At 61.2% G+C, this 11,407-nt stretch carries 8 protein-coding genes; 3 read left to right on the forward strand and 5 right to left on the reverse strand.

The annotated features are described in order from the left end of the window. Nucleotides 1–17: 17 nt before the first annotated feature. The gene (locus GA566_RS12170) at nt 18–845 is read right to left on the reverse strand and encodes an META and DUF4377 domain-containing protein (protein ID WP_160472872.1); all 828 of its coding nucleotides are present in this window, start codon (nt 843–845) and stop codon (nt 18–20) included. 238 nt (nt 846–1,083) lie between these two features. On the opposite strand from GA566_RS12170, the gene GA566_RS12175 reads away from it, so the two are divergent. Further along, on the forward strand, nt 1,084–3,066 hold the full coding sequence (locus tag GA566_RS12175) for an acyltransferase family protein (RefSeq protein WP_160472873.1): 1,983 nt from the start codon (nt 1,084–1,086) through the stop codon (nt 3,064–3,066). Between the two features lie 32 nt (nt 3,067–3,098). On the opposite strand, the gene GA566_RS12180 is transcribed toward GA566_RS12175, so the two are convergent. From GA566_RS12180 to GA566_RS12195, 4 genes are all read right to left on the reverse strand, one after another. Further along, nucleotides 3,099–4,841: a family 78 glycoside hydrolase catalytic domain gene (locus GA566_RS12180; protein ID WP_137925107.1), complete on the reverse strand. Its 1,743-nt coding sequence runs from the start codon at nt 4,839–4,841 to the stop codon at nt 3,099–3,101. 77 nt (nt 4,842–4,918) lie between these two features. Continuing rightward, the gene (gene waaA / locus GA566_RS12185) at nt 4,919–6,193 is read right to left on the reverse strand and encodes a lipid IV(A) 3-deoxy-D-manno-octulosonic acid transferase (protein WP_160472874.1); all 1,275 of its coding nucleotides are present in this window, start codon (nt 6,191–6,193) and stop codon (nt 4,919–4,921) included. Then, nucleotides 6,193–7,284: a lipopolysaccharide heptosyltransferase I gene (gene waaC / locus GA566_RS12190; RefSeq protein ID WP_137925105.1), complete on the reverse strand. Its 1,092-nt coding sequence runs from the start codon at nt 7,282–7,284 to the stop codon at nt 6,193–6,195. Before waaC ends, waaA begins: the two co-directional genes overlap by 1 nt. Further along, entirely contained in the window at nt 7,265–8,650 is a 1,386-nt protein-coding gene (locus tag GA566_RS12195; RefSeq protein ID WP_137925104.1) for a phosphomannomutase/phosphoglucomutase, read from the reverse strand. Before GA566_RS12195 ends, waaC begins: the two co-directional genes overlap by 20 nt. Nucleotides 8,651–8,943: 293 nt before the next feature. Between GA566_RS12195 and GA566_RS12200 the strand changes: the two genes are divergently transcribed. Beyond that, nucleotides 8,944–10,086, forward strand: a complete 1,143-nt coding sequence (locus tag GA566_RS12200; protein ID WP_137925103.1) for a glycosyltransferase family 4 protein — start codon at nt 8,944–8,946, stop codon at nt 10,084–10,086. Then, nucleotides 10,083–11,402, forward strand: a complete 1,320-nt coding sequence (locus GA566_RS12205; protein ID WP_370459292.1) for an exopolysaccharide biosynthesis polyprenyl glycosylphosphotransferase — start codon at nt 10,083–10,085, stop codon at nt 11,400–11,402. The genes GA566_RS12200 and GA566_RS12205 overlap by 4 nt, the downstream gene beginning before the upstream one ends. Nucleotides 11,403–11,407 lie beyond the last annotated feature (5 nt).

Genomic DNA, 11,407 nt, shown 5'->3' on the forward strand with positions numbered 1-11,407 from the left:
CATATTAGCTGATCATCCTAATTGTCCCGCGACCGAGACTCCACATTCATCAATTGCCAACGAACCGCCCCAGCGTCAGCGGGCGCATCAGGCACACGGTACTCACGCACACGTAGCTGATAGGTAACACCAGGTTCGTAGTCCAGCCCTTCGATCGGTCCATACCAGAGTTGCCAGGGAACGCCGGGCGACTCGCGCCATCGGTAGCACTGCATCTTCCCAACTCCGGTACATTCCACCCGCTTTGAATCGATATAGACCACCTTCTCACGGCCCGGCACGTTACCTGTCGCCGGGTCCACCTTGTCGCCACGACGACCCACCCCTTCACGCTCCGCAAACTGCAGCAATTCGCCGCTTCCGGTCTTCCAGATGATCTGGCGCCCGAGGTTGTCCGCCGAAGGCTTGGTTCCCACCGTAGTGAACGGCGCCTGCATTGCCGTGAGCAGGGCCGACTCCAACTCCATGCGGGCACCCGGACATGCCATCCGCGTGCCGGCGACCCTCTCGAACCGGATACCGGTACTTGTCTTTCCGTAGCCTCCGGTAAAACGGTTGCAGCCGGTCGTACCACTCACAGTGCCTTGAGACGAATCGATCCCGTCGCTGAAATTGAACACAATCGGTTCTCTATTGTCACCGTGCGGTATGTCGCGCAACGAACCATCAGCCCGCTGCCAGCGCGTCAGCTCCCAGCGGCTCGGGCCGCTTGAACGCGTCTCTGCCAGGCTCGCGCCCGCCGAGGGGCTGTCGGAAGTGGGCCCCGTGGCGCAAGCTGTGACTGCGGTGATTGCAACCGTGCCCAGCGAGGTTGCGAGGAGACGGGACAAGCGATATCTCGACATGCCGGATTTCCTTCGATTAAAGCCATGATTCCCGCAATTTACACGTTTCAATTTGCAGGTAAACCTTTAGACGCAATTCGTTTCGGACCAAAATATAGGACGCCCGCCGCTTGACAATTAATCGTCGGGAGGGCAGCGCCAACGGTATCGGGTACGGGCTATGTTATGATCACCAGCCTTTGAGCAGCCCGTCCCGCAAAGTGACTGGTACCAGCCGTCGCCCAAGTCACTCGGTGATATGAACAACCAGATAAAACACCTGAAGTATCGCCCTGAGATTGACGGTCTACGCGCAATCGCGGTTGTTTCCGTCATTCTGTTTCATGCGGGCTTCAAATGGATCGGCGGTGGCTTTTCTGGTGTGGATATTTTTTTCGTGATCAGCGGTTATCTGGTTACGTACATGATGGTCGAGGCACGGGCGAACGGTACTTTCAGTATCCGGGATTTTTACGAACGCCGTGCCCGGCGCATCTTTCCCGCATTGATCCTGGTAGTACTAGGGACCGTGCCGCTGGCGTGGACCTGGATGGCGCCTGCGGAATTTCTGGCATTTGGAAAAAGCGTGATGGCAGCCGCGACTTTTTCCTCGAATATATACTTTGGACTGACCACCAGTTATTTCGATTCCACGACAGACGAAAAGCCCCTGGTACATACCTGGAGTCTTGGCGTGGAGGAACAGTTCTATCTCGTCTGCCCACTGGTCATTGCATTGATCTGGCGCTACGGAAAATCCCGGCAAACCGAAATATTTCTCGCTCTCGGCGTAATTTCCCTGATCTACGCCGAATGGGCGTTGCATAGCAGCCCCCAATCCGCATTCTATTCACCACTGACCCGAAGCTGGGAGTTGCTTGTGGGCGCGATAGTGGCCAGCATGAAACTTCAGGGAGATGTTCCTCGCTGGATCGGCCGGCATGAACAGATGCTTTCGGCAGTCGGCCTTCTGCTGATATTTATTTCAATATTCGGCCTGCACGACGCCCGGTTTCCCGGTGTAGCGGCCTTGCTGCCCACCGTCGGCGCTGGATTGATTCTGGCATTTGCGAGCTCGCAAACCGCAGTGACGCGGATACTGTCGAATAGAGTCCTGATCGTCATTGGGCTGATGTCGTACAGCGCCTATCTGTGGCACCAGCCGATCTTTGCATTTGCACGCTTGCATTTCCAGACCACCGAACTCGCGCATTCCATGTCCTGGATGCTGGTGCTTCTGTCATTCGTGCTCGCATATCCGACATGGCGATACATCGAGACCTATTTCCGGAATTCCCGTCAGGTAGCCAGGAAAGGGATCGTCACGCTGACGTCGATTGGCACTGCGACAATGGTCGCAGTGGGGGCAGTCACGATCGTGGCAAACGGCTTTCCGAACCGGTTCGATGCAGCCAGGCAAAAACTCCTGGAAACTGCCGTGTTCAGTAGCAAGCGCGATGCATGCCATACCTGGGGCAAGGACTTCAAGTCACCTTCCGCGGCATGCACGTACTTCAAAGACAACGTCACTTGGGCCGTCATTGGCGACAGCCACGCCGTCGAGCCGGCCTACGCACTGGCTGAAGCCCTGGCGATGCGTGACCAGGGCTTGCTGCATCTGACCTTCAGCGCGTGCGCGCCTGCGGCGCGTTACGAAAGTCCCGCGCCCGGATGCTCGAAGTGGCAACGTGAAGCGATAACGCGCATCGAGCAATCTCCCCATATCAAGAACGTGCTTGTCGCGTTCCGCTACAGCATGCATCTGTTCGGTGACCATCTGCCCGGCTACCCAGCCATTCCAGACCGGCCACTGCATATTGGCGGACTGGACACGGCACAGTCGCGCCAACTGATGTGGGACGACCTCGTCGCCACCATCACGGAACTGCAAAAGTCGGGGAAACACGTATTCGTCCTGGCGCCAATTCCCGAAATACCTCGCCCGCTACAGCAGGAGATCGCGGCCTCGCCGCGTATGGCGACCACCGGCAATTTTGCAGGCGTCACGCGCCAATGGTACGAGCAGCGCAATCGCTATGTGCTCGACCACTTGAGGCAGCTGCCATGGGGCAGCGACCTGACGCTCATCGATCCCGCTGCAATCCTCTGCGACCCGAAGGAATGCAACGCGGTGATCGGCGGAACCTCCATGTATTTCGATGCCGATCACCTGAGTGTGAGTGGCGCCCGCCTCGTCATGTCCCAGATTTCTGGTGATTTGGTAAGCGGCACCAACCACTGAGTCCGATGCATGGCCGTGGCGCCGTGCTAATCTCAGCGATACGATTTCCAGCGGACCTCGTGCTCACCTGCCGTAAGGTTCCGGGTCTCGCCACCGTCGACGAATTCCGCAACCGTTCCCGCAGGCACCCGCACAGTAGCCGTGCCGTTGTTCTTGTCGAGCTTCACGTACGCCGTGCCCTGGGGCAGTGGCAGCCACGCTTCCACGCTCGCATTGAGCGCCTTGGACGGACGAATGCGCCACCGCGCCCATCCCGGCACCAGTTGCTGAACGCCAAGCAAATACCGCGGAAGGATGTACGCTGGCGCGGCACCCCAGGCATGCGTCCAGTCTTCGTTATCCTTGAATTTCACATCCCATGCTTCGTGAGCCACGGTTGCCTCGTACTTCTGGAGCATGTTCCGCCATCCGCGATCCGAGTTGTTCAGAATGAGCGCCACTGCCAGGTCATCCTGGCCGTTTTCGAACAGTGCTTCCAGGAGATATGGCGCCGTATAGACCGAACCGGGAAAACCACCGCGAAATTTCCCGTTGATCACTGTGTTGAGTCTACGGATATACCGCGCCTTGTCTGCTCCCTCGACGAGACCGTAGGCCAGCGGCAAGAAAATGCTATGCGCGGAGGTATGCTGCGTACCCGGACTATCCGCATAAAATCCGTTTGCAAGCCTCAATCTTTCCAATCCAGTTCGGATTCGCTTCGCATCGGCTTGCCAGCGTTGCTCATCTTCGGACTTATCAAGCACCTTCGCAATTTTCGCCATGAGCACGAAGCCCTGATACGCCATGGCATTTGTAGCCGCGTTCACGTCCCCCATGACATAACCGTCGCGCTGGTTCTTGGGCCAGTCGACGATATCGCCCATCGGATAAGTCAGACGCGACTCCTTCTTGAAGCGCTCGGTAATATTCTTCGTGCTGATCAGATCGTTCGGGCCGATGAGGTCGTGCAGCGTCAGAAAACCCAGACGGTCGTAGTGCTTTCGGAGGAATGCGATGTCCCCCGTGTGCATGTAGTCCGCCCAGGCCATGAAGATCATGTGGGACTGCCATTCGGTCGGCCAGTTGGGATTCTCGATCAACCATTCGAATGTACGTCGGGGCACCGATGATTCCCCGGCAGTGGCATACCAGCCAAGCTGATTGATGTAGCCATCCGCCTCGTAGGGAAGGCGCTCACGGTCTCCATCGACAAAGATGTCCGCAAAACTCGTGGCCGCCATCGTGTGGGACGAAAGGCTCCAGATCCGGTTCAGCCAGTAGGCGTCGGCGCTTCCTGAAAAGACCATCCTGCCACGTTCCTGCCACGTGTCTGCTACGGCTGCCTTGACCTGGATATTCGCCTTCGAGAAAGCACCCTGCCACCCGTCGATCTCGATATACCGGAACGGCATGACCGCGCCCACTTCCGGCGGCATGAGGCGCTTGTCCTCTTCACGCAGCACTGGCTTGTTCGTCCCCTCACGCAGCGTAAGGTCGGACTTGAAGAAACGCACGCCAATGGCTTCTGGGCCGGTGCTCGGAAGCGGTCCCGGCTGACTGCTTTCCTTCATGATCAGCGACACGGAACGCCCCGCATTCGAGATCCCCGCATTGATCTCGATATTGCCAAACCATACCTTGCCCAGATCGATGCTGACGCGGCTGCCGTTTTGCCGGATCGAGGCAGGCTCGACATTAACGAGCCCGACACCTGCCTCGGCTCCGCCGAGCATCGCCAACGAAAGGGAAGTCAATACCAGCTTACGAAGCGTCTTTCCGCCCATCATTTTCATTTGTCTTATGTTTGATGCATTTACACCGACCGGCAATTGTAGCGGATCGACTCAATGTGTCCGGGACTTAGCGGGTCTTAGCGCAACACTCGCGCGAGCATCCCAAGTGTCCTGGCCGTCGCACCGCGGTGCAGACCAGCGAATGTCAGGGCATTGGCGCGCATCTCCGCGAGGCGCGATGGGTCGTCCAGCACGCCGGCCGCAGCGGCCATGAGTTCGTCGGCATTGGCCACGCGCAGGCAGGCGCCGGCCGCAATGGCATCCTCGGTAGCTTGTGCGAAGTTGAACGTATGCAGCCCCATCAACACGGGGGTGCCAATGGCGCAAGCTTCAATCAAATTCTGTCCGCCGAGCGGAATCAGGCTACCGCCGATGTAGGCAATGTCAGATGCCGCGTAGTACATCGCCATCTCGCCCATGGAGTCGCCCAGCAGCACGTCTGCATTGACTTCTGCCCCGGCGCTGTCGATGTGGAGGGCGCTGCGTCGCTGCACGGAGAAGCCCGAGCGCGTTGCCATGCCAGCCACTTCATCGAACCGTTGCGGATGGCGCGGTATCAGCAACAACAGCGGCCGCTGCTTGCCGGGCCAGCGCGAGAACGCTTCGAGAATCAACGGTTCCTCGCCCTCTCGCGTACTCGCTGCCGCGAGCACCTGACGGCCACCCAGCGCCTGTCGCAACGCTTGGCCACGCGCGATGCCGGTGTCCGGCGGCTGCATGTCGAACTTCAGGTTGCCCGTGATCTGCACGGACCTGACGCCGAGCGCGCGATACCGCTCGGCATCGCCTGCGGTCTGCGCCAGCACCATCGAGAAATCGTTATACAACGCCGCCGCCGCGCCGCCGAAACGGGCCGTCCGTCGATAGCTGCGCGGCGACAACCGGGCATTGACCAGAAACAACGGCACACCAGCGCGACGGGTCACGTGAACGAGGTTCGGCCACACCTCGGTCTCCATGATCATCCCCGCTTCGGGCCGGAAGTAGGACAGGAAACGGCGCACCAGCCACGGCATGTCATAAGGCAGGTAGCACTGCTGCACGCGTGGATTGTCGCCATAGAGTTGCGCGCCGGTCTGGCGGCCCGTCGGCGTCATGTGTGTGAGCAGCAGACGGTGGCCCGGATAGGCGGCCAGCAGCGAATCGATCAGCGGTTGCGCGGCGCGCGTCTCGCCGACGGATACCGCATGCACCCAGAGCCACGGTCCTGCAGCAGGGATGCCTTCGTACTGCCCCAGCCGCTCGCCCACGTGATGCACGTAACCGGGTTCCTTGCGCGAGCGCCAGACCAGACGCAGCAGCGCCACGGGCAGGATGACCAGCCACAGCAATGTATAAATCCAGCGCAACATCAAACACTCGCTCCGCGCACGCGCCGCGCAGCGGCGTAGACATCATCGACTGACGGCACCTGACCGTCGTCGCCCACATTGGCAATGCGGTCGGACCAGTAGCCTTCGGTCTTCCATCGCCAGGTGGCGGTGTAGATTTCGACGGTCGGCCGGCAGAGCGCAGCCGCGATATGCACGAGACCCGTATCCACGCCGATTACGACCTCGGCCCGATTGATCAGCCCGAATCCCTGCATCACCGAGAAACGCGGCAGCACCTGCGCGCCGGGCATGCCTGCGGCCAGTGCCTCGGCATCGCGCCGCTCCGATTCGCTGCCCCACGGCAGCAGCACGGTCAGTCCTTCGGCGTGAAGCTTTTTGCCGAGGTCATGCCAATGCGCGACGGGCCAGCGCTTCTTCGCGCCCGCCGTGGCATGAAAGCAGACCGCGAATCGCGCAGGCAGATCGGCCCACAGCGGATCATCGACATGCAGCGTTTGCGCCGATGGTCCGAAGAACGCGGGCGGTTCGGCGGGCGTGGCACCGGTCAGGGCCGCGCCGAGCAAACGCGAGCGCTGCACGGAATGCGTCTGGCGCGGAACCTTGACCGGGGCGGTATAGAACAGCCGCGCGGCAGGCTCGTAACCGGAGCCTTGCGTCGCATTGCCCAAACCGACGATCGGCGCGCTACGCGTGCGCGACGCACTGCGCGCAACGATGGCGGTCTTCAGCAAACCCTGGGTTTCGAGCACGGCGTCATAAGCGTGTTCGCGAATGGCCGCGCGCATCGCACCAACTTCCGCCCAGGTCTCACCCTTCCAGAAACCCTTGCGCCAGCGGCGCAGCGCGAACGGAATCACGCGGCGCACTTCGGGCAACAGCTTCACGAGATCGACGTAGCCCTCTTCCACCACCCAGTCGATCTCGGCCTCGGGCCAGCGTGCGCGCAGGTCATGCACGAGCGGCATGTTGTGCACGACATCGCCCAGCGACGAGACCTTGACGATCAGGATGCGCGGCCGTGCGGGCAAGGCAAATGACGAAACCGGCGCCACTGGCGCCGGCGACGTCACCGAAGTCTGTCCCACGGACTCAGAACGGGAGCTTTGCATCCGGTTTTTCTGCAAGGATTACGCGCTTGAATTCGGCCTGGATACGGGCCAGCGCGGCATCGTTGTCCGCCTCGAAGCGCATAACCACCACGGGCGTTGTGTTGGAGGGTCGGGCCAGGCCGAAGCCATCGGGATATTCCACGCGCACGCCATCGATGGTGATGACTTCCTTCGCACCGTCGAACTTGGCATTGGCGCGGATCTTGTCGAGCAGCGTGAACGCCTCGCCCTCGGCCACCTTCAATTGCAACTCAGGCGTGCAGTTCGAGTTCGGCAGCGCATTGAGCACAGCGCTCGGATCGGCGTGGCGCGAGAGAATTTCCAGCAGGCGCGCGCCCGTGTACAGGCCATCATCGAAACCGTACCAGCGGTCCTTGAAGAACACGTGGCCGCTCATCTCGCCGGCGATTGGCGCGCCAGTTTCCTTGAGCTTGGCCTTGACCAGCGAATGGCCCGTCTTCCACATCAGCGGCTCGCCGCCATGCTCGCGAATCCACGGTGCCAGCTTGCCCGTGCATTTCACGTCGTAGATGACCTGCTGACCGGGATTGCGAGAAAGGATCTCCTCGGCGAACAGCATCAACTGACGATCGGGGAAAATGACCTGGCCATCCTTGGTCACCACGCCCAGCCGGTCGCCATCGCCATCGAAGGCCAGCCCAAGCTCGCAGTCAGTCTCGCGCAGGCTCTGCATCAAATCCTGCAGATTCTCCACATGCGCCGGGTCCGGATGGTGGTTCGGGAAATGACCATCGACATCGCAGAACAACTCCACCACCTCGCAACCGAGACCCCGGAACAGGTCGCCCACGAAGGCACCCGCCACGCCGTTACCGGCATCGAGGGCGATCTTCATGGGACGGGCCAGCTTGATGTCGCCGAGGATACGGTCGAGATACTGCTGGCGGATATCGACGAGCTTGTAGCTGCCGCCACCCTTCGTGAAATTGCCGGCCTCGATGCGCTGGCGCAGTGCCTGGATCTGGTCGCCATAGATGGCCTTGCCACCAAGCACCATCTTGAAACCGTTGTAGTCGGGTGGATTGTGGCTACCGGTGACCATGATCCCCGATGTGGCGCGACGGCCATCGAGCTCGATGTTGGTGCCGAAATACACCATCGGCGTGGCAACCATGCCAACATCGATCACGTCCAGCCCGGCGGCCCGCAGGCCCTCCACCAGTCCGCCCAGCAGGTCGGGGCCGGACAGCCGGCCATCGCGGCCGACCACGACGGCCTTTTCGCCAAGTTCTACGGCGGCCGAGCCAAATGACAGGCCAATGAAACGGGCCACTTCCGGCGTCAGCGTCTTGCCGACAATGCCGCGAATGTCATAGGCCTTGAAGATCGAGGGTTCAATTTGCATTGTGGCTTCCCGAGGACAGAGTTCATCGTGCGATACCGTCCGCAGCAAGAAAAATACGGGACGGGGCGCGGGCAGGGCGCCAAAAAACCGTATTGTGCCGGATTGCGCGTGGCGCAGGCGCTATAATCGCCGTCAGCCGCCCTACTGGAGGAATTTTTCGTCCCATTCAAGCGGTTTTCGGTCCGCCTGCGCACGTTTCTTCGGACAACTTCGGAACAACCGATCCAGTCACGTGGCGGCTGAAGGCGAACGTCGCATCGGCCGCGCATGCCCCCTGTCAGAGACCTCCACCCTTGCCCTTGATTGCGCCGACTGAACGGCCACGCATCGCCTGTCTGATCACCAATTCCGAGACTGGCGGCGCCCAGAGCCATGTTGCCGACCTGCTGCGCGCCCTGCGCGGGCAGGCCGATATCACGCTGCTGGCGGGCGGTGACGGCCCCCTTTTCGATCTGGCTGGCGAGTTGGGCATTCCTGCCATCCGGCTGGCGACCATGGACAATGCGCTGTCGCCGGTCAAGGCCGTTGCTGCCCTGCGGGAACTCGTGCGTGCGCTGCGCGATGCAGCCCCGGACCTCATGCATACGCACAGCGCCAAGGCCAGCGCCCTGGGACGCATCGCCGGCAGGCTCCTCGGCATACCCGTCGTCTATACGGTGCACGGCTTCGCCTTCAAGCCCGCTGCACCATGGAAGCAGCGCACCATCGCGCACGTTGCCGAATGGCTGCTTGCGCCCCTGACCAGCCACTTCATCTGCGTGGCGGAGGCGGAACGGGCCATGGCAAACCGGTTGCCGATCCGCGAAGACCGCATCAGCGTGATCCCCAATGGCATTGCCGATGTGGCGGAACGCGCGCATCCGGCCGATCCGCTTCGCCGTATGGTGACCGTCATGCGATTGGCATCTCCGAAGCGACCCGACATCCTGATCGAAGCATTTGCCGCGGCGCAATTGCCCGACTGCGAACTGGTAATCGCTGGCGATGGACCGCAGCGCGCCAGCCTTGAGCGACTCGCCAGCCAACTGGCGCCGGGGCGTGTGCGTTTTGCGGGCGGCGTCGACAACATCCCCGCCCTGCTCGCCAGTGCGCAGCTTTTCCTGTTGGCTTCCGACCACGAGGGATTTCCCATTTCGATCCTGGAAGCCATGCGCGCCGGTCTCCCTGTCATCGCCAGCGACCTTCCGGGTATTCGCGAACAGGTTGGCGACGGGTTGTGCGGGGTGCTTGTGAAGGGCAACGATCGGCGCGGCTTTGCCGACGCGATTCTCCAGACAGCCGGCAATGCGTCGGCACGCGCCGTCGCGGGTGAGGCCAGCCGGCGCAGGTGGGAACAAGCGTATGGCCTGGAGCGCATGGCTGACGCGACCTGGGCCGTCTATCAACACGTGCTGGCGGGAATCCGCCGTGCCGATCCTCGCGTTTCCGCATCATGAATACCCTGCACGGCAGATCCTTGCGGCGCCATGGTTCAGGCACCCCTGCGCGCTCGGAGACGATCCGGCGCGCCAGCCGCATGCTGGGCTGGGCTGCCATTGGGCTGGTGCTGTTCGGCATCAACGCGGCCTTGTCCGAAGCCGCGCATCAGGCAGGCCTTGTCACATATGTGTTCCCGCGTACACTGCTGTGGTCGATCCTGCCTTACCTCGCGGCCTTCCTGCTGTTGCATCGCGCGCTTCATCTTCCGTCCATGGAAGGCACCAGCATCGTTGGCATGGCCACCAGCCTGCCCTTTGCGGTGCTGCTGATCGTCTACGCGGGTTTTCACATCGAGTATTCACGCGGAGCCGTGCTGGTGGGATACCTCACCACACTGGCGTGGATCTGGTTCGGCTATCGCCGTTTCGTTCAGCAATATGTGCCAGTGTTCGGCTACCTCGATCCTGAAACCCTGCAGCACCTGAATCGCATCATCGCAATGCCCGGTGCCACACCGCCCACCAAGACTCGCTTCGAACAGATCGGCTCGATCGAGGATGCGATGCACTGCGACGGCATCCTGGTGGAGCGCGGCATGACCGCCGATCCCGCGCGTACACGGCTGCTCACCGAATATCGCCTGGGTCATCTTCGGATGTATTCCGTGGAGCGGATCGGCGAGATGCTGACGGGCCGCGTTGGGCTGGACCATATCGACGAGAACTTCTTCGACGACTACGCCGACCATTACCTGTTCGACAACGTCAAACGGCTGATCGACATCGTAGCCGTCCTGCTGCTTGCGCCGATGGCCGTGCCAGTGGGCCTTGCGGTGGCAGTGGCCGTAAGTATGGAGAGCCATGGCGGCGCACTGTTCCGCCAACGCCGCACTGGCCTGTTTGGCAAGCCGTTCACCATGCTGAAGTTCCGCAGCATGGGCGTGGACAAGCATGGACCAGCCCAGTTCGCCGCACGGCAGGATCCACGCGTGACCCGTGTAGGCCGCGTCATCCGCAAGTACCGACTAGACGAAATTCCGCAACTATGGAACGTGCTGGTTGGCGACATGAGCTTCATTGGCCCGCGTCCCGAGCAAGTACCGTTGGTGGAATCGTTCACCGAGTCGATTTCCTACTACCCCTATCGGCACCTGGTCCGCCCCGGCCTGTCTGGTTGGGCGCAGGTCCAGCAAGGCTACGTCGGCACGCATGAAGAAACGGTCACCAAGCTCAGCTATGACCTGTACTACGTCAAGCATTGCTCGTTCGCGCTCGATCTGCTGATCGCAGTGAAGACCGTACGGACGTTGCTGACCGGCTACGGCGCGCGTTGATGGCA

Source organism: Cupriavidus sp. SW-Y-13, from assembly GCF_009793345.1.
Classification (GTDB): Bacteria; Pseudomonadota; Gammaproteobacteria; order Burkholderiales; family Burkholderiaceae; genus Cupriavidus.